This window comes from Empedobacter sp. UBA7611 (assembly GCF_002484365.1).
Lineage (GTDB): Bacteria > Bacteroidota > Bacteroidia > Flavobacteriales > Weeksellaceae > Empedobacter > Empedobacter falsenii_B.
Window position 1 is genome coordinate 1 of record NZ_DLJR01000017.1, and the last position, 24098, is coordinate 24098.

At 31.1% G+C, this 24098-nt stretch carries 24 protein-coding genes, 2 tRNA genes and 1 pseudogene; 12 read left to right on the top strand and 15 right to left on the bottom strand.

Annotated elements, in window-relative coordinates; all coding sequences use genetic code 11:
* Positions 1–154: 154 nt before the first annotated feature.
* The 3 genes from B3R94_RS01790 to B3R94_RS01800 all read right to left on the bottom strand — a co-directional run bounded on the left by B3R94_RS01790 (position 155) and on the right by B3R94_RS01800 (position 3867).
* Positions 155–556: a lipocalin family protein gene (locus B3R94_RS01790; protein WP_291061501.1), complete on the bottom strand. Its 402-nt coding sequence runs from the start codon at positions 554–556 to the stop codon at positions 155–157.
* 118 nt (positions 557–674) lie between these two features.
* Positions 675–2813: a TonB-dependent receptor gene (locus B3R94_RS01795; protein ID WP_291098211.1), complete on the bottom strand. Its 2139-nt coding sequence runs from the start codon at positions 2811–2813 to the stop codon at positions 675–677.
* Positions 2814–3021: 208 nt separating this feature from the next.
* The gene (locus B3R94_RS01800; protein WP_291098214.1) at positions 3022–3867 is read right to left on the bottom strand and encodes an endonuclease/exonuclease/phosphatase family protein; all 846 of its coding nucleotides are present in this window, start codon (positions 3865–3867) and stop codon (positions 3022–3024) included.
* A gap of 62 nt (positions 3868–3929) precedes the next feature.
* Here B3R94_RS01800 and B3R94_RS01805 point away from each other — a divergent pair, with 62 nt between their 5' ends.
* Genes B3R94_RS01805 through B3R94_RS01815 form a run of 3 tightly spaced genes read left to right on the top strand, consistent with a single transcriptional unit; the run spans position 3930 to position 5884 of the window.
* Positions 3930–5060 (top strand): 5-(carboxyamino)imidazole ribonucleotide synthase, encoded by a 1131-nt coding sequence (locus B3R94_RS01805; RefSeq protein ID WP_291098217.1) that lies wholly within the window; start codon positions 3930–3932, stop codon positions 5058–5060.
* A gap of 5 nt (positions 5061–5065) precedes the next feature.
* Positions 5066–5569, top strand: a complete 504-nt coding sequence (purE, locus tag B3R94_RS01810; RefSeq protein ID WP_280049219.1) for a 5-(carboxyamino)imidazole ribonucleotide mutase — start codon at positions 5066–5068, stop codon at positions 5567–5569.
* Between the two features lie 12 nt (positions 5570–5581).
* Positions 5582–5884: a hypothetical protein gene (locus tag B3R94_RS01815; RefSeq protein ID WP_291098221.1), complete on the top strand. Its 303-nt coding sequence runs from the start codon at positions 5582–5584 to the stop codon at positions 5882–5884.
* Positions 5885–6048: 164 nt separating this feature from the next.
* On the opposite strand, the gene B3R94_RS01820 is transcribed toward B3R94_RS01815, so the two are convergent.
* The 4 genes from B3R94_RS01820 to B3R94_RS01835 form a co-directional block, all read right to left on the bottom strand.
* Entirely contained in the window at positions 6049–6489 is a 441-nt protein-coding gene (locus B3R94_RS01820) for a hypothetical protein (RefSeq protein ID WP_280049221.1), read from the bottom strand.
* Positions 6490–6579: 90 nt separating this feature from the next.
* On the bottom strand, positions 6580–8739 hold the full coding sequence (locus B3R94_RS01825; RefSeq protein ID WP_291098225.1) for a SurA N-terminal domain-containing protein: 2160 nt from the start codon (positions 8737–8739) through the stop codon (positions 6580–6582).
* Between the two features lie 114 nt (positions 8740–8853).
* Entirely contained in the window at positions 8854–9438 is a 585-nt protein-coding gene (gene lptC, locus B3R94_RS01830; protein WP_257468087.1) for an LPS export ABC transporter periplasmic protein LptC, read from the bottom strand.
* A 17-nt stretch (positions 9439–9455) separates the two neighbouring features.
* Positions 9456–10739, bottom strand: coding sequence for an OmpP1/FadL family transporter (locus B3R94_RS01835; protein ID WP_257468088.1), 1284 nt, complete (start codon positions 10737–10739; stop codon positions 9456–9458).
* A 247-nt stretch (positions 10740–10986) separates the two neighbouring features.
* Between B3R94_RS01835 and B3R94_RS01840 the strand changes: the two genes are divergently transcribed.
* A tRNA-Phe gene (locus B3R94_RS01840) sits at positions 10987–11059 on the top strand.
* A 70-nt stretch (positions 11060–11129) separates the two neighbouring features.
* Here B3R94_RS01840 and B3R94_RS01845 read toward each other — a convergent pair.
* The 3 genes from B3R94_RS01845 to B3R94_RS01855 all read right to left on the bottom strand — a co-directional run bounded on the left by B3R94_RS01845 (position 11130) and on the right by B3R94_RS01855 (position 13643).
* A complete protein-coding gene (locus B3R94_RS01845) occupies positions 11130–11921 on the bottom strand; it encodes a T9SS-dependent choice-of-anchor J family protein (RefSeq protein ID WP_291098230.1) in 792 nt (263 codons plus the stop codon).
* 144 nt (positions 11922–12065) lie between these two features.
* Entirely contained in the window at positions 12066–13157 is a 1092-nt protein-coding gene (gene ychF, locus B3R94_RS01850) for a redox-regulated ATPase YchF (RefSeq protein WP_291098232.1), read from the bottom strand.
* An 84-nt stretch (positions 13158–13241) separates the two neighbouring features.
* Complete coding sequence (locus tag B3R94_RS01855) at positions 13242–13643, bottom strand: hypothetical protein (protein WP_280037818.1); 402 nt, start codon at positions 13641–13643, stop codon at positions 13242–13244.
* 62 nt (positions 13644–13705) lie between these two features.
* On the opposite strand from B3R94_RS01855, the gene B3R94_RS01860 reads away from it, so the two are divergent.
* A complete protein-coding gene (locus tag B3R94_RS01860; protein WP_115002182.1) occupies positions 13706–14218 on the top strand; it encodes a thioredoxin family protein in 513 nt (170 codons plus the stop codon).
* Positions 14219–14381: 163 nt separating this feature from the next.
* Here B3R94_RS01860 and B3R94_RS14230 read toward each other — a convergent pair.
* Positions 14382–14470, bottom strand: a pseudogene (locus B3R94_RS14230) (IS982 family transposase); the annotation flags it as partial.
* 182 nt (positions 14471–14652) lie between these two features.
* Positions 14653–15498: an alpha/beta fold hydrolase gene (locus B3R94_RS01865; RefSeq protein ID WP_291098236.1), complete on the bottom strand. Its 846-nt coding sequence runs from the start codon at positions 15496–15498 to the stop codon at positions 14653–14655.
* A gap of 106 nt (positions 15499–15604) precedes the next feature.
* Between B3R94_RS01865 and B3R94_RS01870 the strand changes: the two genes are divergently transcribed.
* Entirely contained in the window at positions 15605–16057 is a 453-nt protein-coding gene (locus B3R94_RS01870) for a lipocalin family protein (protein ID WP_291098239.1), read from the top strand.
* 34 nt (positions 16058–16091) lie between these two features.
* On the opposite strand, the gene nth is transcribed toward B3R94_RS01870, so the two are convergent.
* Positions 16092–16712 (bottom strand): endonuclease III, encoded by a 621-nt coding sequence (gene nth / locus B3R94_RS01875; RefSeq protein WP_038333161.1) that lies wholly within the window; start codon positions 16710–16712, stop codon positions 16092–16094.
* 221 nt (positions 16713–16933) lie between these two features.
* Here nth and bcp point away from each other — a divergent pair, with 221 nt between their 5' ends.
* The 3 genes from bcp (at position 16934) to B3R94_RS01890 (ending at position 19415) form a co-directional block, all read left to right on the top strand.
* On the top strand, positions 16934–17389 hold the full coding sequence (bcp, locus tag B3R94_RS01880; RefSeq protein ID WP_125349907.1) for a thioredoxin-dependent thiol peroxidase: 456 nt from the start codon (positions 16934–16936) through the stop codon (positions 17387–17389).
* An 11-nt stretch (positions 17390–17400) separates the two neighbouring features.
* Positions 17401–18462 (top strand): recombinase RecA, encoded by a 1062-nt coding sequence (gene recA / locus B3R94_RS01885; RefSeq protein WP_038333157.1) that lies wholly within the window; start codon positions 17401–17403, stop codon positions 18460–18462.
* Positions 18463–18560: 98 nt separating this feature from the next.
* Positions 18561–19415 (top strand): retropepsin-like aspartic protease, encoded by an 855-nt coding sequence (locus B3R94_RS01890; RefSeq protein WP_291073600.1) that lies wholly within the window; start codon positions 18561–18563, stop codon positions 19413–19415.
* A 403-nt stretch (positions 19416–19818) separates the two neighbouring features.
* Here the strand turns inward: B3R94_RS01890 and B3R94_RS01895 are convergent, their stop codons facing one another.
* Positions 19819–21261 (bottom strand): TonB-dependent receptor, encoded by a 1443-nt coding sequence (locus B3R94_RS01895; RefSeq protein WP_125350665.1) that lies wholly within the window; start codon positions 21259–21261, stop codon positions 19819–19821.
* Between the two features lie 42 nt (positions 21262–21303).
* Here B3R94_RS01895 and B3R94_RS01900 point away from each other — a divergent pair, with 42 nt between their 5' ends.
* The 3 genes from B3R94_RS01900 to B3R94_RS01910 all read left to right on the top strand — a co-directional run bounded on the left by B3R94_RS01900 (position 21304) and on the right by B3R94_RS01910 (position 22688).
* Positions 21304–22086: an MBL fold metallo-hydrolase gene (locus B3R94_RS01900; RefSeq protein ID WP_219034245.1), complete on the top strand. Its 783-nt coding sequence runs from the start codon at positions 21304–21306 to the stop codon at positions 22084–22086.
* Positions 22087–22146: 60 nt separating this feature from the next.
* Positions 22147–22227, top strand: a tRNA-Leu gene (locus tag B3R94_RS01905).
* Positions 22228–22388: 161 nt separating this feature from the next.
* Complete coding sequence (locus B3R94_RS01910; protein ID WP_280051716.1) at positions 22389–22688, top strand: hypothetical protein; 300 nt, start codon at positions 22389–22391, stop codon at positions 22686–22688.
* Positions 22689–22882: 194 nt separating this feature from the next.
* Here the strand turns inward: B3R94_RS01910 and B3R94_RS01915 are convergent, their stop codons facing one another.
* Positions 22883–24055 carry a type II toxin-antitoxin system HipA family toxin gene (locus tag B3R94_RS01915; RefSeq protein WP_291098242.1) on the bottom strand — a complete coding sequence of 391 codons (1173 nt, stop codon included), beginning with the start codon at positions 24053–24055 and terminating at the stop codon, positions 22883–22885.
* Positions 24056–24098 lie beyond the last annotated feature (43 nt).

The following is a 24098-nucleotide window of genomic DNA, read 5'->3' on the forward strand; positions in this document are numbered from 1 at the left end:
TTTAAAATGCACAACGGGTTAGTAAATATATTGTTTTATCTCCTTCTTTAGATATTTAATTTAAATGCAAAATCATATTTTACTCTTCTTTTTATAAAAATACCCCCAAATTGTTTCTAACTTTTTGGGGGTAGTGTTAAATTATTGAGCTTTTTTATTTTATAAAAGTAACAATAACTTTAGAATCAACTTTCTCATCTAAATCTACATCTTCTTCAAGAAGTAAAACCATTTTATTAGATGAAATTTCTTGAATTTTAAAAATAGTTTCGTCATCTATTATGTGTAAGTTTCCTTTTTCTATTTTATATATACCTCCATAAACCTCATTGATACATTTATCAGTTTGATAATCGGTATAATACTCATCACTTTTATAAGTATTGTGTTTATTAAAAGTTGTTGTAGACTTTTTAGCACAATCATCAGGATATTCTACTTCATCTGGTGTACCTGTCTCCTGATAAACTGTTTTTTCAAGTTTGCAGATTCCGACAATTTTATCATCTAAAGATTTTCTTGAGTCATCATCATCTTTACAACTAAAGAAGTTCAATGATAAAGCTCCTATTGTTAAAAGACAATAATTTTTTCATATTATTTAAATTTACATTGTTAATTAAGAAAAATATAATTATTATCTAAAAAAAACAATAACTATTAAAAGAAAACTACTACAAACGAATTCCAACTCCGCCCAAAACATTAATTCCGGCTTGTGGAAAATAATATCCTCCTCCATAATAATAACCGTTTGATTCGTATTCTACATCAAATAAGTTATTAATCAAGAACGAAAATTCAAGGTTTTTAATTCCTTTTACTTTTGGCGAATATCGAATCAAAAGATCCGAAACCAAATAACTATCTAATTTTCCATCTACTGGTTCTGTATTTGATAAATATTGTTCACCAATATATTTATTCGTCAAATTAATCAACACATTTTTGAAAGGAATAACTTCAAAACCAAAAGCAGAAATCACATCAGGTGACATCGAAATTTTTGTTTTTCCATAATTTTTTATAGAAGAAATTCCTTTTTCATCCCAAACCTCCTCTTCGTAATTTATATTTCTATTTTGACTTAAAGTTAAATTTCCAAAAATATTCAAGTGATTCGGAATAACCTTATAATTCGCATCCAACTCTATTCCTCTTCTATAGCTATTTCCAGAGTTAACACGCTTTCTTGCACCTACTTCATTTAACTCTCCTGTTGCAACCAACTGATTCTGGTAATCCATATAATACAAATTTGCACTCAAAGAAAGTTGTCCTACTTTTCTATAACCAAATTCATAATCTTGTAGAAATTCTTCTTTTGGTTTAGATTTAGAATCTACATAATCATTTCTCAAAGGCTCACGATGTGAAATACCATAAGAAGCATACAATACATTCGAAGAATTGATTTTAAAATTTAACCCAGCTTTTGGATTCACAAAATTGAATTTATCCGAAAAAGGTCTAAAATCTTCCAAATCATTTTCTCCATTTGGCAAATATTTCGCATCATAATCAACATAACGATATTGCAAATCACCAAACAATTCAAATTTATTCAATTGATACAACACTTTGGCATAAGCAGCCAATTGTTTTTTCACAGAACGATTGTTGTAATATTTGAAATCCTTATCTTTAAAATCTGTGCCTTTTACCCATAAGACATTTCCATAATGATCGCCATCATATTCGTTTGCAGATAATCCGAAAAATACTTTAAAATCATTTAGACGTTGATTTTCAACTTCAAGATTAAAACCATAAAAATCATTATCAAGATATTCACGATTAATTAAATTTCTTTTTTCTGAAGTTAAATAATCCAATTTATAACGTTTCAAACTGCGATTATTTTTATAGCTCTCGTAATAACCTTTACCTTTTGTGTAATGAACTGTTAAATTTGATTTCCAATTATTCCCAAAATCTTGTAACCACGAAAGAAAATAATGATTTTGACGGTAATTATCAGTGTGATTTTTATAAAAACCTTCAACCTTTCCATTTTCGTCTAAAATTTCTCCTTCAAAATTATATGTTCTATCTTTTTTTAAAGTTTCAGCATCTACACCACTCCATGCCTGATACGTTTGTTCTTTTCCAAACATATTCTGAAATCTAAACTTTGTTTTTTCATTCAATTCATATAAGGCAGTAAAATCATAAGAGATTAAATCTGACCAAGATCTGTCTACATATCCATCCGAATTTATCTTAGAAAAACGTCCATCAATACTCAACTTATTATTTAGTATTTTTCCCGTACCAGCCTGAACTGTATATTTTTGCGTTTTATAATTTCCGAAAGAAACATTTGCTTCTGCAAAAGGAACGGTAGACGGATTTTGAGATTCGATATTAACACTTGCTCCGAAAGAAGCCATCCCGTTTGATGAAGTTCCAACTCCTCTCTGAATTATCATAGAGCTTGTAGATGAAGCCAAGTCTGGCATATTCACCCAAAAAACACCTTGAGACTCAGGATTATTAAGCGGAATTCCATTTAATGTAACGTTGATTGATTGTTCATTAAGTCCACGAATTTTGATAGACGAATAACCAATTCCTGTTCCTGTATCAGAAGTTATAGAAACAGACGTAGCAGAATTTAACAAAGTTGGAATATCTTGTCCCAAATTCTTCTTTTGTAACATTTTATCAGTTACCTTTTCAACTGTAATCGGAAGTTTTTCGACAATTGAAACTTCTCCTAATTGAATTTCTTCTTTTTGAATAGAATCTTTTTCTTGTGCATAAAGAATAGATGCACCAAATAATGACAATAAAAAAATCGACCTTTTCATAATTAATTTTAAAAAATATTATGAAAGGAGCCATCTTACACTTTTATAATTTACGCGCGAATGTAATTTGGTGAAGTACCAGTTCCCTTAGCAGCATTACCTGCCCAGGTTCTTTGGGTATAATCTCAGCCTCTTGTAAAGAAGCACCCCTTTCGATTGAACTTCAAAGGTAATCTTTTTTTTGAAATTTAAAAATTAACCCAAATTCTTATTCTATCTTAAGTTCTGCAACTATTGGAAAATGATCCGATTTTATATCATCTCCACGATAAAAATTGGTCACTTTTATTTTCTTCGAAACCCAACATTGGTCAATATTTGTGCGGAAAATCGGAATGAAAGCATTCCAAGAATTATTCAATCCAAAACCAGAACGAGCATCTTTCATTTTATCTGATTGCACCAATTTGAAATTCGGTGAATAAACTGTAGAATTCAAATCTCCAACTAAAATGATATTTTCATTCGGTAAAGCATCAATTTCCTGCTTCATCAATTCGTATTGTTTATTTCGTCTTTCAAAACGAGCCTGATTTGGTAAAGGTGGAACAGGATGCGTTGCCAAAATGCTTAATGGTTTAGCGTCTACAAGAATTTCCGCTAAAATAGACGGATGCATCTCATCAATATAATTTTTTGTAGACACTTTTGTAAACGGTATTTTAGAATAAATCGCAATTCCAAAATTGTTACTTCTTACTTCTTCTTTATAATATGGATATTCTTTTCGGATAAACTCTACATGTTTTTGCCAAGCNNNNGTAATTTTAAAATTAGATTTTTCTCCTTTCGCATTTTCTCCAAAATAGAAATTTCCTAAGTTTTTGTACGTAATAATTGGAATCGCAACCAAAGGAATCAACCATAAAATATTTTTCTTTTCTTCTTTTCGAATTGAATAATTGTAAATCAAACACAAGAAAAAAGCAATAATCAGCGCATAAATAGAATATTGCACCAACATATCGAATACAAAATATTGATAAAAACTCTTGCTCGTTAAATAAATTCCAGCAAATACAAAAAATAAAATTCTACTCCATTTTGTTAACATCTCGTCAATACTTTTTTAATTCTCGTAAAAATAGAAATTATATTATTCATTAACTTCGCAATATGATAAAAATCGGAATTTTAGGAGGAGGACAATTGGGATATATGTTTTTGCAAAATGCATTGCAATATCCTTGCGAGATTAGTATTTTAGATCCAGCAGCTGATGCACCTTGCGCGCCACATGCACATCATTTTGTACAAGGCGATTTCAAAGATTATGAAACGGTTGTTGCATTTGGAAAAGATTTAGATGCGATCGGAATAGAAATTGAGCATGTAAATGTTGAGGCGTTACGTTATCTAAAATCAATTGGAAAACGCGTTGTTCCAGATCCTGAAGCTTTAGCGATTATTCAAGACAAAGGAGTTCAGAAAGAATTTTATGTCAAAAATAATATTCCGACTGCGCCTTATTTTGGATTAGATGATTGGAAAGATTTAAAATCGAAACAAGATATCAATTATCCGATTTTTCAAAAATCTCGAAAAGATGGTTATGATGGAAAAGGTGTTCAGTTCCTAAAATCTGAAGTTGATTTAGACAAAATGCTTCAAGCTCCTTCAATTTTCGAAACGCCAGCCGATTTAGATCGTGAAATTGCGGTTGTTACGGTTGCCGATCATTTAGGAAATATTGTCACTTATCCAACGGTAGAATTTGTCATCAACGAAGAATATAATTTGTTAGATTATTTATTGATGCCTTCTACACTTCCGAAAGAAATCACTGATAAAGCGGAACAAATTGCGCGAGATGTTGTAAAAGCATTGAAATCTCCAGGAGTTTTCGCAGTTGAATTATTCTTAAACAAAGATCAATCGATTTGGGTAAACGAAACTGCTTCTCGTGTTCACAATTCTGGACATTCAACAATTGAAGCGGCTTATTCATCACAATTCGATCAAATGTTAAGAACGTTAATGCAATTACCACTTGGTTCTACAAAATTGTTTACAACTTCTGCAATGGTCAATTTGATTGGTGCTGAAGGACAAACTGGACAAGCAGAAATCGAAAATATTGAAGAATTATTGACGATTCCAGGAACATTTTTGCATTGGTACGCAAAAACTATCACAAAACCAGGTCGAAAAATGGGGCACGTTACATTGGTGAACGATGATTTAGAACAATTAAAACAAAACATAAAACAAGTCAATGCAACGGTAAAAGTCGTAGCAAAAAAGTAACAACTATGGTAGGAATTATAATGGGAAGTGATAGCGATTTGCCTATCATGAAACAAGCAGCCGATCTATTAACAGAACTAAATATCCCTTTCGAATTAACAATTGTTTCGGCACATCGTACGCCACAACGTATGTTTGATTATGCAAAAACAGCACATGAACGTGGAATAAATGTTATTATCGCTGGAGCTGGTGGTGCTGCGCATTTACCAGGAATGGTTGCGTCTATTACGCCGCTTCCTGTGGTTGGTGTTCCAATTAAATCGTCTAATTCGATTGATGGTTGGGATTCTATTTTATCTATTTTGCAAATGCCAAATGGAATTCCAGTTGCAACAGTTGCTGTAAATGCAGCGAAGAATGCAGGAATTTTGGCAGCGCGTATTTTAGGTGCGACTAATCCAACTTTACAAGAAAGATTAATCAAATATCAAGAAGATTTACAAAAAGCTGTAGAAGCGAAAATAGAGCTTGTAAAAGGCGAATATCCAAATGGGTTTGATCAATAATAACTAATTTGTATGATTGAAAACTATATCCAATACTTAGGAGGTTATAATAAAGATAATATTACATTTTCTGATATTGAGAAAGCTATAATTGAAATTAATGAAACAGATGATGAACATGGCGTATTTTGGGTTTCTGTAATTTCTGATGATGATTTTGAAAATGTTATAGAAACTTCAAAATCATTAGATTTAATTATAACATTTGATGAAATAGGTACTAAGTATAAAGCTAAAGACTGGAATGAAGTTAAAGAATTATACAAACTACTTTTAGAAGAAAAGTTTGACTTAATAAAAGCTCAAATTAAATAAACCAAAAACTCCCAAACTTTATAGCTTGGGAGTTTTTTATGGTAATTTATTTATATGAGTAAAAATTGTATCGAGAATTAAGAAGAATTTTATCTTATAAATCCTTATTCTCGATACAAAATTCTAAACGAATTTCACTCGAATTGACGGTTTTATTGATAAAATTAATCTAAAATAATATTCATACTGTCACGCTTAAGTTTATTATCCAGTAGAATAACTTTTTTATTATTTTCTTTCTCTACAATCAAATTCACTTTAGGACATTTAAAACCACAAGGTATTAATATTGTCCTAGTATTGAAAAAGCCGTTTTTATCTGTAAATAATACTTTTGGTTTATAGTATTCTCCCATTGCATTAATATAGAAATCGTCTTTAATACCCTTTTTTCTTAATTTCTCTCTTTCTTCTGATAAAATTGTATCCAACTCAAATCCTACTTTTTTTATAGTATCATTTTTTCTCAATAATACGGTTATCTTAGCATCAGAAATAGGTTCATTTTCGGAATTATAAACATTACCATTAAATCTTATAAATGATTCACAAGAAATTAATGATATTAATCCAAAGAAATATAGAATATATTTTGCGTTTATCATAAATCTAATTTATCCTTAAATATAAAACAAAAACCGCCCGAAGAATTCTTCGAGCGGTTTTTTTATTTATTATAAGAAATTTTTTAAATCTTAACGTAAAGCTCTATCGCGGTTATCAACCACATCAGCAGCTTGAATCAATGATTGTAACAATGTTTGTTGGAAACGTCCTTGTAATTGACGGTTTAAATTATCCAAAATCATTGAACCTTTTTGATTCTTTTGAATTTGTTGGTTTAAAGGAATAATGTAGAAAACTCCAGCATTACCTGCAATCGCTTTAGAAGATTGATTTGGTTTTACACCAAACGCAGCTCCTACAACTTTAGGCTCTAAACCAATTCCTGTTAAATTAGAATTAGAGAAGTTAACCGTAGCATTTCCTTTTTTCGCTCCAAATTTAGATGCAAAAGCATTTAATCCACCATTCGCAACTTGCTCATCAACCAATTTAGCAACTTTTTCGTGCATCAAAACTGGCTCTACATATTGGCGAACAACACTTGGATGTGCTAAACCTTTGTCAAATTTTTCAACTAAATGAACAACGATGTAATCTCCTGTAGAAGATGTAAACAAGTTTGTCGCTCCTTTATCTGTTTTCTTGTCAAAAGCCCATTTTAAGATATCTCCATCCTGATCGTTTGGAATATCTTGACCAATTGCAGCATAACGCTCAATACCTTCTGTTGTATTATTTAAATAACCACCTTTTTTCGCAGTATTTTTGAAATCATTCAATGATTTTCCTTCAACATTCTGAACATATGTTCTAGCATTTGTAAATGCTTTTTCTGTTGTTGCTTTAGAAGGCTCGATCGTTTTTACAATGTTTGCAACTTGATAAGCTGTTTTGTTTTTCGCGTCATCAACTTTGATAATGTGAAATCCGAATTGAGATTCTACCAAATCAACTGTTCCAACTGGTTTAGAGAAAATAAATCCATTGTAAGTTTGATCTAATTGATTGTTTTTTCCAACCCAACCAATGCTTCCTTTTTGTACAGCAGATGATTTATCATCAGATTTTGTTGAAGCAACTTCTCCAAAAGAAGCTGGATTAGCTTTTACTTCAGCTAAAATTTGTTCAGCTAATTTTTTTGCTTCGTCTTTTGTACGTTTTACTCCGTTTCCAGCAGCGCTTCCTGTATAAGAAACTAAGATATGGCTAGATTTTACAGAATCTTTTACTTCTTTCGATTTCGAAAGTTTGTATAATTGGTATGTATTTCCAATTTTGAAAGGTCCACCAATTTGTCCAACTGTTGCAGTTTTCAAGAAGTTTGTTGCTTCTGGTCCTAATTGAGCTTGTTCTAATTCTGCTTTTGTAAAATAATTTGGAATAAATGGTTTCTCAGAATTTTGAGTCACATAAACCGAATCACTTTTTGCAGAACCAAACGCTGCAATTGTATCTGTAACATTGTTCACTTCGTCATGAACAATTTGAGTTGATAAATACTTTTTGATATTTGCTAAAGCAACAGCGTCATCAGCAGTAGATGCTCCCGCAGGGAAATAAGTGTAACTTAATTTTACTAAACCTTCTGCTTTGAACAATTTTGGATATTTCGCTTCGTAAGCAGAAATTTCTTCGTCTGTTACTTTTACATTTAATTTTTTAGCCAAAGTTGCGTAATCAACAAATGCATACTGAATATTTGCATTCGAAATATTGTATCCTTGTTGAATATCCGCTTCTTTACCTGTAACCGCTGTACCAGCCATTACATAACCAAAATATTTTTGAGATAAAATCTGTAATTTTATTTGTTCAGCAGTTTGCAACCAACCTCTATATTGTTGTTGCGCTTCTGGGCTTGATGCCGCATTCGCTTCTAATTGAGCAATCTGTTGTTGTGCTTCTGCACCAGATGCCATTCCGAAGTTTTGAGCTGTATAGCTCCAAAATTCATCATCAGAAACTTTTAAACCTAATTTTTCAGCATGTTGTTTCAACACTTTCTGACTAACTAAGCTGTTCCAAGTTTGTTGAGCAATTTGATTTGGAGTTGCAGTTTGACCTTGATTTTCGTACATCTTTTGTGTTTGATCGTACGCACTCTGATATTCTGCAATACCAATAGGTTCTCCGTTCACTGTACCAACTACAGACGGATCTCCAGTAAATAATTGTTTTATTTTTGAATTCTCTCCGAATAAATCTCCTGCAACGAAAGCTAACATTGCAACTCCGATTACCACGAAGATCAGCCAAGTTTTTTTACGAATTTCTCCTAAAACTGCCATTGTTTTATTTTAATGTTATTTCTATAATAGGTGGCGAAAATACGACAATACATTGAATAATAAAATAGAAGAAGCGACAAGTATGCGCTTTTTTGTTAATTTTTTTAACGCTCTTTAGAATTTTTGATTATCATCAACATACTTAAATCCTTGATTATTGAATAAAGTATAGGTTTCTAAATCGTCAGTAGCTTGCAAACCGTTTTTCGCTGTTAACGAATCGCCTTCCTTGCTAATTAAGTAAACTTCTTTCGATGTATAAACTGTTTTATTTTTCTTATTCCAAAATAATTGCTCGCTTTTCAACGAATCACCTTTCTCATTTACGATAATTACATTTCCTCTACATTCGTAGATTCCTGTTACATCACTTAATCTTCCCCAATCTGCCTGAAAATAACCTGGTTTCACACTTCCTTTTTGATAAAAGTCAAGGTTTAAACCTTTTCTAAAAATCGTGTAAGGAGAATCTACGGTTGTATATTCTTCGATTAATGGTGAACGCAAATTACCCGAAATTCTTCCAGAATCTTTGTTGATAATATTTGCATTGATAAGTGTGCGTGTTGGGAATTCTACCTTCTTTTTACTGATAGGAGGAAGTTCTTTTTTACAAGAAAAAAGCAAAACGAAAACGCTAATCAGACCAAATACAATACTCGGTTTAATTAAAACTTTTTCGTTTGCTTTTTTATACAATTTTTGTTTGTCCAAAATTAGTCAATAACTCTTTTTCTAAACCAAATATCGTTAATATCAAATCCAACTTTAACTCCTAAATAATTTTCTTTGATTAAGTTGTTTGTTGTTTTTCCTTTTTGTCCGTACTCTAACGAAATATTCATCATAGAGCCATCATTTTGTTTTCCAATTGGAAATCCAAAACCTAAAGTTGCTCCATAAGCATCAATATCTGTTCCGTGAATAGAATACTGAGCTGATTGATAATACATCCCAGCGCGATACGTTACACGATTAAAATAACTTTTGTAACTGTTATAATCTGGAATCCAATATCCTCCAACTGCCAAACGTACATTGTTTTTGTAATCTACTGCAGAAGACATTGTAGTATTTTGACCTTCTAATGGTTGAGAGAAATCTTTCCAATTATTATATTTCGCTTCTACAGCTAACGACCACGTATTATCTTTAGAATATGATGCTCCTAAAGTAAATTGTTGTGGAATCTTAGTTTTTCCATTATCAATTCTAATAATAGAAATTGTATCTACAGAATATTGTGTTGTTCCGATATATGTGTAAGAAGTTGTAAGATCTGTCACATCTGTTCTTAACTTAGTTCCTAATGTATAAGTAGCACCAATGTTTAAATTGTTATTTTTTCCAATTTTCTTCGTATACATAGATCCTAACGTAAATTGAGCACCACGATAGTTCGATTTATCGCTATAATCTACAGCTAAACTTGCTCCATCTACAGCTAAAATCTCGTTACGTTGCAACTCTCCGAAAAGATAATTAACACGCAAACCTAAAGAAAATCCTTTTGAAAGATTTCTTGAATAAAAAGCATGAAGACTATTTAACCCTCCATCACCTTTCATCTGTACAGTTTGTTTGATATTATTTTTCTCAGAAGTATTCATAATATCATATCCCAACGCTGTGTAAGGTTGAAAACCAACTCCGAAACTTCCTTTTTCACCAACTGGAAAAGCCAATGAAATATTAGAAACATTGAAACGACCTGCATTTTCTTTATCTGTTCCAGATTTGAAATTATAATTAGTTCCACTTCCACTTGCATTGAAAGTTGTCATACGCAAGTTTTGGTTTGCTGCAGGATTCGAAAAATTCGCACTTTGTCCAAAAGGATTCGTAGGAACCGTTGAGATACCGCCCATACCAGCTTGTTCAGTATTATTATCAAACAATTGCTCCCCTACTCCGTATGCCGAATAAGGTGAAACTGATATTGACTGAGCTTTTATTGTTACCACGCTAAATAGTGATAAACTACAAATAATCCACTTCATTATGAATGTATAATAGAATTCTAAGACGCAAATATGATGATTTGTTGCGAATTGTAAAAATTAGATTGCAAAAATGAGTTGTTAAATCTCTATTAAAATATTAAAACCACTCATTTTTTGCAAAGATAAAAATATTTTAAAATTTATTTCTCGGTAAATGAACAAGATAGCTTTTTCGTCTAAAAAATATTTTAAATAATGTTTGGTAGAACGGATTTTCGCTCTATATTTGCATCACAATTAAGGCGGTGCCTTAGCTCAGTTGGTAGAGCAAAGGACTGAAAATCCTTGTGTCCCTGGTTCGATTCCTGGAGGCACCACTGCTTAAAACCTCAATCATTTGATTGAGGTTTTTTTTGTTTTAATATTTAAATGTTAATAATATCTTAATTATTTTTTTAGTATTTTTCTTGAGATTACTTCATTATTAGTATAGAAATTAACAATATATTCTCCTTTTGGTAAATTAGCTATATTTATTTGGTCGCCTTTTACTTCTTTAAGAATTCTACCTGTAAAATCCAGAACACGAATTTTTTCTACTTTCTCTAAACCTTTTATGTAAACAATATCCGAAGTTGGATTTGGATAAACTGATACATGTTTTTTATTCGCTTCGTATGTTCCTAATGTTAATGCTTCTACTTTTACATTACCCAATTTTAGTATCATAGATTCCTTATAATCAGTCTTATAATGCCTGAAAATTATTTTTACTTTTTGACCAGCATACTCATCTATTGACAAATTAATATCTTTTGGAACTTCTGAATAATCTTGATCGAGCTTTTCAGTAAAAATAGGCTTTTCATTACCTGTAAACGTAGAAGTAGAAGGTAATATATAAACACTATAATTCTCTTTTGCTAATTCTAGCGACATATTAGAAATGCTAAAAGATAGTTTTAAATCCTTTTCAGAAGGCAATGTTATTTCAGGGCTAACTAGAATATTATCAGTATTTATAGGCATAAAAACTATATTAGATATAGAAATAGCACAAGAGCCAAATGGTGTTGCATCATTATAAAATTCCCACATAAAACCATCACCATCTAGTTCTGACCTTGTCCATAAATTTCTTGTTCCTTCTGGAGAAAAATTTTCTTCGAAAATAATAGTATTTTGCGCATTAGCAAATCCTAATATAAATGTAGTAAGTAGTAAAAAGTTTTTTTTCATATTGAATTAATTATTAATGATTTAAAAATACAATTATTTCACTAACAAACATTAGTTTTAAAAACAAATCTATAAAAGCTTATTTAAATAAAAAAAGCATCAATATTTATTGATGCTTTTAGTAAAATATTCTAAAATAACTGTTTACACATTAAACAAGAAATGCATAATATCACCATCTTGTACGATGTATGCTTTTCCTTCTACGTTCAATTTTCCTGCTTCACGACATTTAGATTCTGATCCGTAAGTGATATAATCATCAAATTTGATTACCTCTGCACGAATAAATCCTTTCTCGAAATCGGTGTGAATAACTCCTGCCGCTTGTGGTCCTGTAGAACCTTTTTTGATTGTCCAAGCACGAACTTCTTTTACACCTGCTGTGAAATAAGTTTCTAAATCTAACAATGTATAAGCAGAACGAATCAAACGATTAACTCCTGGTTCTTCTAATCCTAATTCTTCTAAGAAAATTTGACGTTCATCAAACGTTTCTAATTCATTGATGTCAGCTTCAATTTGTGCCGCTAAAATCAAAACTTCAGCATGCTCATCTTTTACAGCTTCTTTTACTTTTTCTACCCACTCGTTACCGTCTTTTGCAGCAGATTCGTCTACATTACATAAGTACAAAACTGGTTTAGAAGTAATCAATTGTAACGAATCCACAATTTCTTGCTCTTTTTCGTCCAAATCCATCTCACGAACATTTTTCAACTCTTCTAAATGAGAGATTACAGCTGTTAAAACTTCTACAACTTTTTGTTCGTCTTTATTTCCCGCTTTCGCTGCTTTTTTAGATTTATCGATACGTTTTGTAACTGTGTCTAAATCTTTCAATTGCAACTCAATATCGATTGTTTCTTTATCGCGTAATGGATTAATAGAACCGTCAACGTGTGTAATATTTTCGTTTTCGAAACAACGTAAAACGTGAATAATTGCATTACACTCGCGGATATTTCCTAAAAATTGATTTCCTAAACCTTCTCCCTTACTTGCTCCTTTTACCAAACCAGCAATATCTACAATTTCTACAACCGCAGGCACAACGCGCTCTGGATTTACAATTGCTTCTAACTGATTTAGACGAGTATCTGGTACAGAAACTGTTCCTACATTTGGTTCAATTGTACAGAAAGGATAATTCGCCGATTGCGCTTTTGCATTCGACAAACAGTTAAATAAAGTAGATTTACCAACATTAGGCAATCCAACAATTCCACATTTCATATATGTTGTCTCTTTTTTTTTAATGATTGAATATTAGAACGATGTTCTAATAATTTTGTGCAAAGATAATGATTTCCATTAAATTTATTTAACCGAAGAAACTCTGTTCAATTTTATGTTTAATACATTTCCAGAATATGATTTCATTTCACCATAAAAACAATCGCAAGTCGCATTATAAGTTAAATCATAATAATTAGAAGTTTTATCAAGATTTATTTTTCTGAATTTGAGTTGAGGAAAATTAAACACAACAGAATCTGTCACATCTTTTTCATAATCGTCATGAAAATCAAATTCTATTTTTAATTTTGATTTATTTCTTGAAACATCCATAATCGCATCACTTTTCGACAAAGGAACTTCTACCACTTTCGATTTATAATCCAAAAAATCTTGTTTCCATTTTCCTTCAATTGTTTTTATGTTATTGGGTACGCAACTTGTGAGAAATAGCAAAAAGATAAATACTAAAAAATGTTTCATAAGTGTTAATTTTTTATTGAAAATACAATTATTTATTTACATTTACTTAAATACTTATTACAATGAAATTAAAAGCCTTAATCGTAAGTTTTATGATTGCTTTCGCAGGAATCGTAAACGCGCAAACAGCAACAGAAATATTAACAAAAGCTCAAAATCAAGCGAAAGTTGAAAATAAAAATGTCTTCTTAATTTTTCATGCTTCTTGGTGTGGGTGGTGTAAAAAGATGGAAAAAAATATGGACGATCCAGCTGTGAAACCATATTTTGATGCGAATTATGTCAAAACATTTATTACTGTTCAAGAACGTGCTGAAAAGAAAAATTTAGAAACGCCAGGCGGAGATGCTGTCAATGAGAAATTAGGTGGAAAAGATCAAGGTTTACCTTTTTGGGTAATTCTAGATTCGACTGGAAAAGTTCTAGAAGATTCTCGCGTAAATGGAGAAAATCTTGGTGGCCCAGCTTCTGAAGAAGAAGTAAATCATTTGATTGCAAAACTTGAAAAAACATCGAAAAACGATAAAGTTGATCCAGAAAAAATCAAAGAAGTTTTTATCTTGAAAAAGAAATAGATGACTAGTCCTAAAATAATATTTAAGCCCGAAGGAATATGTTTTTTTCAGTTTTTTTATATTTTTTTTGGAGTCTTATTTTTAAGACTCAAGAGAGATCTTAGACTGTTATAGAGATAAACACTTTGTTTAAACATATTACTTTAGTTCATCTATATTTTCAGGTTTTCCTATCAAGAATTCTTGTTTTAAAACATTAAAATATTTTGTGTAATTTCGTCTTACCATAAATTGGTCACACATTTGAGAAAATTATGTCTCAATTCATTTTCTAGAATTTCTCAGTAAAGTGAATTGAGATTCAAATTGTTTTAGATTATTTTAATTATAAAAAATCATAATGCACAACATATTGTTATAGTGAGTTAAGAGAGGATTTGAGCTCATTATTATAATAATTAATTTTTAATCTGTTCAAATTTCTCGAGCTTTTTTTATTCTTCAATATAATCAAGAGGAATATGCCAAATTTCATTTTTATTTTTTTCTCGAAAGAAGTCTAAATGTCCAATTTCATTCAATCCATATTCTTTTGGAATGATATTTAAACGTTTTTTCTTCGCATTTTTCAAAACTAATTGCGCAAATAAATCTACAGATTTTGGCGTTGCCATAAAATCATCATCCAAACTAATGATTAAAACAGGTTTTGTAATTTCATCATACAAATTTTGAGTTTCATCTGCATAACCTAAAATAGAAGTTTCATTCAGAATTAACTTTCGCCAATCTTTCGCAATTCCGATTGGAATTGCTTCGCCCATTCCGACTTTTTGAGAAGGAAAAAATCCGTAAAAAGCAGATAAAATCGGAATTGCAATGCGAAAAAAGAAATTCACTTTTGGTTTATCTTTTTGATGAAAATTTTTGATATAACCGTATTGTGAGCCAATCGTTACAATTTTATCATACACTTTGTAAGCGCGTGTTAAACCAATCATAATTCCACCGATGCTATGACCAATTAAGAATTTTTCGTGATTGGGATAAAATTCTTCGATATATTGCGTCAAACCTAAAAAATCTTTGTCCGCCCAATCTGTAAAATGCGCTTCAAAATCTTTCATTTTTTTTGGTTTCGATTCTCCAATTCCGCGATAATCATACGTAAAAACTAAATAGCCTTTGTTGGCTAAATATGTTGCATATTTTGCGTAAAAGGTTTGTTTAACACCAATTGCAGACGAAATGACAATGATTTTTTTTGTTGCATTATTTTCGCCAAAAGAGGTTACTGTAATCTTGAATCCGTCGGAAGTATCGATTTGAAAAGTTTTCATATTTCAATGGTTTGAAGGTTAAAGTTAAAATTTTATCTCAAATCTTTTTTATAAACTGAAAACATCATTCAAAATCTTTATTTTTACCACATAATTATTGAACCGAATGAAAAATATATTCAGCCTATTTTTAGCATCAATTTTATTGCTTTCAGTTTTTTCGTGCAAAGAAGACGATTCGTTGGCAATATCGCAAGATCAATTGTTGCGATCTGGAAAATGGCAATTGAAAGAAATTAGAAAAACGAAAGGGAATATAACGGAAACAGACAAGTTGTTGTCTTGTGAGCGACAGTCTACATTAGATTTTTCGGATGTTACGAATTATAATTCTAACATGTATAAAACCGAAAAAGGAAATTGTGTACAAGAACAAACGACAGGAACGTATGTGTATAATACGTCTAAAACAAAACGTTTGTTAACGATGTCTCTGAATGATACAACGTACAATTATTATGTGAAGCAGTTAGATCCAAAATATTTGGTTTTGCAAGATACGTTGAGTAAAGTAGATACGATAAAGCTTCGTTTGCAAGTTTTTGAAATTGTAAAATAATAATGAAAATACCTTCCATTTTGGAAGGTATTTTTTATTCGAACATTTTTCGTGTAATAAAATCTTTGTCTAAACTCCAAGCGCGTGCAGGAGAATATTCACGTCCATAATAAATGATTTGAATATGTAATTTGTTCCACAACTCTTTTGGAAAGATTTTCTTCGCATCTTTTTCTGTTTCCTCAACATTTTTACCTTTTGTCAATTTCCATAATTTCATCAAACGATGAATATGTGTGTCGACAGGAAAAGCAGGATGACCAAACCATTGAGACATCACAACCGAAGCGGTTTTGTGTCCAACACCAGGTAATTCTTCTAATTCTTCAAAACCTTCTGGAACTTCGCCATCGTATTTTTCGATTAAAATTTCAGATAATCGTTTGATATTTTTGGCTTTTGTGTTTGATAAACCAATTTCGCGGATATAATATTTTATTTCATCTACTTCTAATAACGACATTGCTTTTGCGTTAGCAGCTTTCGCAAATAATTCGGGTGTTACTTGATTCACTTTTTTATCTGTTGTTTGGGCAGATAATAAAACGGCGATCAATAATGTAAAAGCATCTTGATGGTCTAATGGAATTGGTGGAACTGGATATAATTTTTCCAATTCATCAATCACAAATTGGATACGCTCTTTCTTTAACATCATAAGTTCTGAAACTTTTTGTGTAAAAATAATGAAACATCTTTAATTATGCTTTAAATAATCAGCCACAAGCTTTCTTACAAAAAAATAAAAGTAAATATTTAGCGACTTATTTTGGCGTTGTATAACATTACATTTGTAGTATAAATAAAAGATTAATTAGTTAAATCAGTTACGATTCAAGATTTAATCATTATTTTTACGAGAAGTTCTAAAGACAAATCAAGATGTTAAAAATAGGAGATAAAGTTCCAGATTTTAAAGGAATTGATCAAGATGGAAACGAAGTTTCGTACCAAGATTTTGCAGGAAAAAAATTAGTCGTTTTCTTTTATCCAAAAGCAAGTACACCAGGTTGTACAGCCGAAGCATGTGATTTACGCGATAACGAAAATGCGTTGAAGGCGCAAGGTTATCATTTGGTTGGAGTAAGTGCAGATTCTGTGAAAAGACAAAAGAATTTTGCTGAGAAAAACAATTTACGTTTTCCTTTGCTTGCAGATGAAAATCATGAAATTCTGAATGCTTTCGGTGTTTGGGGACCAAAGAAATTTATGGGACGCGAATTTGATGGAATTCATCGTACAACGTTCATTATTGATGAAAAAGGAATGATTACGGATGTAATTGAAAAAGTGAAAACAAAAGAACACGCAAAACAAATTTTAGAAAAATAAAAAATAATATAATGAGCGATTTAGACAATAAAAAGAAAGCGTTACAGCTAATCTTAGATAAGATGGACAAAGCTTACGGAAAAGGAACTGTAATGCGTATGGGAGATTCGGCTGTTGATGATAAAATAGAAGTAATTCCTTCTGGATCTTTGGGATTAGATTTAGCGTTAGGAGTAGGAGGTTATCCTCGCGGACGTGTTATCGAAATCTATGGGCCAGAATCTTCTGGTAAAACAACATTGACATTACACGCTATTGCTGAAGCGCAAAAAGCTGGTGGTATCGCTGCTTTTATTGATGCTGAGCATGCTTTTGACCGTTATTATGCAGCGAAATTGGGTGTTGATGTAGAAAACTTAATTATTTCTCAACCAGATAATGGTGAGCAAGCATTAGAAATTGCAGATAACTTAATTCGTTCGGGAGCGATAGATATTATCGTAATTGACTCTGTTGCGGCACTTACTCCAAAAGCGGAGATTGAAGGTGAAATGGGAGATTCTCGTATGGGATTACAAGCGCGTTTGATGTCTCAAGCTTTACGTAAATTGACAGGAACAATTAATAAAACGAAATGTACAGCGATTTTCATTAACCAATTACGTGAAAAAATTGGTGTTATGTTTGGTAATCCAGAAACAACAACTGGTGGTAATGCCTTAAAATTCTATGCATCTGTACGTTTGGATATTCGTCGTTCTACTCAAATCAAAAATGGAGATGAGGTAATCGGAAATCATTCGAAAGTAAAAGTGGTTAAAAATAAAGTTGCTCCTCCATTCCGTCAAGCAGAATTTGATATTATGTACGGTGAAGGAATTTCTAAAGTTGGAGAAATTTTGGATATGGGTGTTGAGAAAGGAATTGTAAACAAATCTGGTTCTTGGTATTCATACAACGATAGTAAATTAGGACAAGGTCGCGATGCTGTAAAAGAAGTATTGAAAGATAATCCTGAATTAGCAGAAGAAATTGAAGCTAAAATTGTCGCATTAATCAAAGGTGAGCCAGTAGATGGAAAACCTTCTGTTGATAATCCAGCTGACGAAGCAGAATTATTTGCTGAAGATTAATTCGAAAGAATTTTTATATAATGATTTTTAAGCTCTGAGGAAACTCGGAGCTTTTTTTGTAACTTTTCAGATTACTTTGAGTCTTTAAATAAAACAAAATGAAATATTTTCCATTGATATTAATCTTTTTTAGCACAATGCTTTTAGCTCAAACTAAAAAATCATTTCTTAAAATGAATCAATCAATTGATTTAGTAAATTTAGAATACATAAATAATTTACCTTTTATAAAAGTTTCGATTAATAATAAAGAGTATAATTTTTTGGTAGATACTGGAGCGTTGACATTTATTTCAACGTCAATTCAGAAAGATTTAAATTTAAAAGTACAATCTTCATCTAGTATAAGGGACTCACAAAACAATCGTGAAATCATTAATAATACCTTTGTTTCAGAAATTAAAATAGGAAAATCCTCTTTTTATAATATAGAAGCACATATTTATGATTTTAAAGGTTTTGAATTTGATTGTCTAAATATTGATGGAATTATAGGGGAAAATTTAATGGCTTTAGCACTTTGGAATATTGACTATTTAAAAAGAAATATTACTATAACAGAAGATTTAAATAATTTTGATTTATCAACGTATTTTTTAAAAATTCCTTTTTCAACAGATGGACAAAATACACCATTACTTCCAATAACAATAAAAAATCATGTTTTCAACTTTAAATTAGACACAGGTTCTAACGGAGGCTTTTCTATTGATAGAAATTTAATATCAGTAAAAGATTCTCAAAAAGTTAATGTAAAAGGTATTTCATCAATCGGTGCTTTTAATAAAAGTAAAATATCCGAAAACTATTATTTTAAATTAGATACTTTTGAGATTGGAAAAAAAGTTTTTAGTGATCATATTTTTATGTCTGGAGAAAAAAACTTAATTGGAAATAAGTTTTTAGAAAATTTTGGAGTAATAATAGATTGGAGCAACAAGTACATTTATTAAAAAAACGAACCAATAGATTTTAATAAAAAATCTTTAGATTCTTTTGGTTTTGGCTATTCATTTGAAAATAATAAACCATATATTAAACTATTATTTGAAGATGAAGGTAATCTTGAGTTAGGTGATGAAATTCTTAGTATTGAAGAAATGGATTTTACTAATTTGAGTAAAGAAAATATTTGTAAATATTTTCAGAACGATATTTTAAAGAATAAATCAAAAATAAATATTAGTATTAAAAGAAATGATAATATTAAAGACTTTATCTTAGAAAAGAAGAGATATTTAGAATAAAAATAAAAAACCACTTCTGCAGAAGTGGTTTTTCATGTTGAATTTATTTCAACATCACATATTGTTTATGATGAGAATGAAACGAATTCAGATTGATATTACGAATAATTTATTCTAAAATATATTTCAATTTATAGCCAAACATTCCACGATCTTTGATCATGTCTGCAACACCTTCTGGACATTCATTTTCCCAATCTTGCTCAGCATTTGCAATTTTTTCTAAAATTCGACGCGAATAAGAATCTAAATAACTTCTGTTGTAATTCAAAATATCTTGAATTCTTCCGTTATACAAGAAATATTTGTACAATTCGTGCACGCTATCACTTACTTGTAGATTTTTCGACGTCAACAAAATATCTTTTTCTTTGTCTAAATATGGATACAAATAAACTTTTACATTTTTCTTGAATAATTTTCCGAAAGCTTCCATAATTCCGCCAGGTAAATCGGCATAATATTGCTCATTGAAAATTTCGACCAAATTATTAACACCCATCGCTAAACCAACTTTGGTTTGATTTCGAGTAAATTTCGAGAAATAATCAACTAATTTATAATATTCAGAAAAGTTAGAAATGATAACATTGTAACCTAAACTACCAATAATATCAGCGCGATCTAAAAAATCTCGTTCATTCAATTCGCCTTCAAAACCAGAAGCAATCAAGTTAGAAAGCGTAATCTCAAATAAAATTTCGGTATTATCTGTTCTAACATCATCTTCTTGTTTGAAAATTTCTAAACCACCTTTGAACATATCCATATTTACATTCATAAAAGGACGGAAAGAGCCACGAACAGCGAAGATATTTTTTTTGTATAATAAATCGGCAGGTAAAATATTTTTTCCTTGTGGATTGAAAACCGCAACATCCGTCATTCCGTTTTTAACCAACTGAAGTGACATCAATCGATTATCAACATATTTGAATTGTGGTCCACGGAAATTAATCATGTCAATTTCTAATTGATCTTTATCCAACGTATCGTATAAAGATTTTATTAATTTTCGGGGATTATCGTAGTAATAATAAGCGCCATAAATCAAATTAACACCCAAAACACCTAAAGTTTCTTGTTGCAATTGAGCCGTATTTTCTTTGAATTTTACATGAAAAATAATCTCGTTTGCTTTTTCATCTTCTGCATTTAACTTGAAACGTAAACCTATCCAACCTTGACCTTCATTTTTCTTTGAATAATCAATTGTTGTTACCGTATTTGCGTAGGTGAAAAATGCTTTTTCTTTGTAGTGATCGTGGACTAGACGCTCTTTCATCAATTCCATCTCATGATCCAACATTTTTTTAAGGCGAGCTTGTGTCACATAACGACGATTTTCTTCTACACCATATATAGAATCGGACATTTCTTTGTCATAAGCACTCATCGCTTTTGCAACAGTACCCGAAGCAGCACCTGCGCGATAAAAAAAACGAACGGTTTCTTGACCTGCTCCAATTTCTGCAAAAGAACCGTATATTTTCGGATTCAAATTGATCTCTAAAGCTTTTTGTTTAGGAGTAAGAACTTGTTCTAATGCCATATTTTAATTTCAAATAGTTTGTGGTAAATTTACCAAATCATTATGGCTAAATCAAATATAAAAATACATTTTTTAGGAACAGGGACTTCACAAGGAATTCCGATTATTGGTAGCGATCATCCGGTATGTTTGTCAACAAATCAAAAAGATAAACGTTTGCGTTCTTCTTTGTTGTTAGAAAAGGATGGAAAGATTATTACGATAGATAGTGGACCAGATTTTAGACAACAAATGTTGCGTTATAATGCGCAAAGGTTAGATGGAATATTATATACACATGAGCATAATGACCATGTTTTAGGATTGGATGATATTCGCCCGCTTGTTTTTAAATCTGGAGAGGATATGAATGTCTATGGTTTGAAACGCGTGTTGGATGAATTACATAATCGTTTTCCATATATGTTTGCTGAACATAAATATCCTGGAGTACCAACGGTAATAGAGAATGTTATAGAAGATGAAAAATTTTCGGTTGCTGGATTTACGATTGAACCAATTAAAGTTCTACACGGACCCTTGCCTATTTTGGGATATTTAATTGATGATAAAATTGCTTATTTGACGGATGTAAAAACGATTCCAACAGAATCTCTTGAAAAATTACGAGGAGTAGAAGTTTTAATCATTAGTGCGCTGCGAGTAGAACAAGAACATTTTTCGCATATATTATTAGATGAAGCAATACGATACTCGGATTTAATAGGCGCAAAGCAGACATATTTTACACATATTTCGCATCATTTGGGATTTCATGATGAAGTAGAGGAAAAATTACCAAAAGGTAAACATTTGGCTTACGATACGTTAGAAATAATTCTGTAAAAAGTTTAAAAAATAGTTGGAAAAATAAATAAACTAACATTATATTTGCAGTCCATAAAGGCTCGGATGGCGGAATTGGTAGACGCGCACGACTCAAACTCGTGTTCCTTTGGAGTGTGGGTTCGATTCCCACTCCGAGTACTATAAAAGGTTGTTAATTATTTGATTTTCAACCTTTTTTGTTATATGGTAAAATAATAAATTACCATATTTATTACCATTGTCATGTGTTTTTCATGTGTCATGAAATAATATGAAACTAATGTAAAGATATAATTTAAATCTTTATAATAGTGAAGAATATGTATTTAATTCAAGCTAGCGAGCTTGAGAAATTTGCAAATTTGGTGGCAGAAGAAGCCATCAAGAGAGTTTTGGGTGTTGTTAACAATGGTTTCGATGGAGTTGTTGATGATATTGGAAAAAAAATTATAGATGTTTCAGACAATCATTTTAGTGTAAAAGAAGCTTCTATTTTTTTCAAACATACAGAGAGAACGATGTATAATTGGAATAAAAAAAAGAAGTTGATTTTTAATATGGTTGGTGGTCGTTTATATTGTTCCAAGGAAGAGGCTTATAAATTATTAGACAATAAATAATAAATTATGATCCGAACAGAAATCTGTTATCGAAGTTCTAAGATTTCTCACAGCATATATCTTTACATCCTCCAAGTTTTTCTCTTGTCACTCTATAAAAGATTTATAAAAAATTAAGCAGGTTTTTTGAACCTGCTTTTTGTTTATGTGTTGTATTCTGATTATTTAATATTAGCTGGTATATATATCCTCTGTTAGCTTTTAATAACACTATTGATTAATTCAACATTCGTTGTAGATATTCCATACAATCTAGATAAATCTGTCCATTGGTTAAGTGCAGATTTTGTTTGTTGAATAACTTCTTCTATGAAAGATTTTGGTAGTTTAGCACTCAACCCTAAGTTTACAAGATGGCTAACAGTAATGTTTCGCCCTTCTCCCATAACCATTGTGCTTTGTTCACCACCAGGGCCGTTAGAAAAAGTAAGATCATAAGCTGGAGATAATTTCCATTCTCCAAGAGAATTCATCAGGTAAGTGAAATTCTTAGCGTGATCGTCCCTGTTATGTGCTAGCACGTTGAAAACTGCTAAACGGAACATCTTTTCAACCTCTCGGATATCTTTAGTTAAAACAGTTGTTAATGATAGTAAGTCTTCATAATCATGAGATGGTAATCTAAAATTACTATGAACCAATCCACTAACAGTATGCATGTGAAGTCGTTTATTTTTATCTCTATCAAATCTTTTTATCGCAAAATAACCATTTCCCTTTTGTGATGAAAACAAATGAACTTCAGGCATCTCTATTCCTGCATCTTTAGCCATTAATGCGTAAACGTATTCTATCGCACCAGAATCTTTTCCGTCTTGTGAGTTAGGGAACTTAACAATCCAATGTTCATAATCATCACTTAGATTATTTGCACCATGAGAGATCTTTTTTCTTTCGGAATCTAAACCTATCAATGCTTTTGGTCTAGCACCAGCAGAAGAACCATTCAATGCTAAAAGTTCAGAAATCATGTCTTCGGAATTACCTTCTAAAACTTCTTCTGTTTGAGTTGCTAATGTATCTAAATCTATTGTTTCTTGGTTGGTTTCTTGGCTTTGGTCTGGTTCATAAACCAATGCTCCCAAACCGTGAAAACCGACATTAGCCAAACGATCTAACGGTGAAATATCCGATGATAGAATTCCTTCTGAACGAAGTTTACGGTCAAAAAGTAATCTTCCCCATCCGTCGGGTAAACTGTCATTGAAAACCCCTGCTAAGCCTTCAAAAGGATTTGGAGGAAGCTCGATTACCCCACGCATCAATGGAAGTTTTAGTGGTGATATTTCTAAATTATGTTCTAAAAAATTATCATCATACTGAAAATAGATAATATTGTTTCGGATTGCTAATCGACCAACAGGCAATGTTTCAGAACCGAAATTTAAACCTACTTTTAAATCTTTTATT

Excerpts from the sequence above, each read along its gene's own strand:
- B3R94_RS01795 (WP_291098211.1), bottom strand. The coding sequence starts at position 2,813 with ATGAAAAGGTCGATTTTTTTATTGTCATTATTTGGTGCATCTATTCTT.
- B3R94_RS01805 (WP_291098217.1), top strand. The coding sequence starts at position 3,930 with ATGATAAAAATCGGAATTTTAGGAGGAGGACAATTGGGATATATGTTT.
- purE (WP_280049219.1), top strand. The coding sequence starts at position 5,066 with ATGGTAGGAATTATAATGGGAAGTGATAGCGATTTGCCTATCATGAAA.
- B3R94_RS01815 (WP_291098221.1), top strand. The coding sequence starts at position 5,582 with ATGATTGAAAACTATATCCAATACTTAGGAGGTTATAATAAAGATAAT.
- B3R94_RS01820 (WP_280049221.1), bottom strand. The coding sequence starts at position 6,489 with ATGATAAACGCAAAATATATTCTATATTTCTTTGGATTAATATCATTA.
- B3R94_RS01825 (WP_291098225.1), bottom strand. The coding sequence starts at position 8,739 with ATGGCAGTTTTAGGAGAAATTCGTAAAAAAACTTGGCTGATCTTCGTG.
- B3R94_RS01835 (WP_257468088.1), bottom strand. The coding sequence starts at position 10,739 with ATGAAGTGGATTATTTGTAGTTTATCACTATTTAGCGTGGTAACAATA.
- B3R94_RS01845 (WP_291098230.1), bottom strand. The coding sequence starts at position 11,921 with ATGAAAAAAAACTTTTTACTACTTACTACATTTATATTAGGATTTGCT.
- ychF (WP_291098232.1), bottom strand. The coding sequence starts at position 13,157 with ATGAAATGTGGAATTGTTGGATTGCCTAATGTTGGTAAATCTACTTTA.
- B3R94_RS01855 (WP_280037818.1), bottom strand. The coding sequence starts at position 13,643 with ATGAAACATTTTTTAGTATTTATCTTTTTGCTATTTCTCACAAGTTGC.
- B3R94_RS01860 (WP_115002182.1), top strand. The coding sequence starts at position 13,706 with ATGAAATTAAAAGCCTTAATCGTAAGTTTTATGATTGCTTTCGCAGGA.
- B3R94_RS01865 (WP_291098236.1), bottom strand. The coding sequence starts at position 15,498 with ATGAAAACTTTTCAAATCGATACTTCCGACGGATTCAAGATTACAGTA.
- B3R94_RS01870 (WP_291098239.1), top strand. The coding sequence starts at position 15,605 with ATGAAAAATATATTCAGCCTATTTTTAGCATCAATTTTATTGCTTTCA.
- nth (WP_038333161.1), bottom strand. The coding sequence starts at position 16,712 with ATGTTAAAGAAAGAGCGTATCCAATTTGTGATTGATGAATTGGAAAAA.
- recA (WP_038333157.1), top strand. The coding sequence starts at position 17,401 with ATGAGCGATTTAGACAATAAAAAGAAAGCGTTACAGCTAATCTTAGAT.
- B3R94_RS01890 (WP_291073600.1), top strand. The coding sequence starts at position 18,561 with ATGAAATATTTTCCATTGATATTAATCTTTTTTAGCACAATGCTTTTA.
- B3R94_RS01895 (WP_125350665.1), bottom strand. The coding sequence starts at position 21,261 with ATGGCATTAGAACAAGTTCTTACTCCTAAACAAAAAGCTTTAGAGATC.
- B3R94_RS01900 (WP_219034245.1), top strand. The coding sequence starts at position 21,304 with ATGGCTAAATCAAATATAAAAATACATTTTTTAGGAACAGGGACTTCA.
- B3R94_RS01910 (WP_280051716.1), top strand. The coding sequence starts at position 22,389 with ATGTATTTAATTCAAGCTAGCGAGCTTGAGAAATTTGCAAATTTGGTG.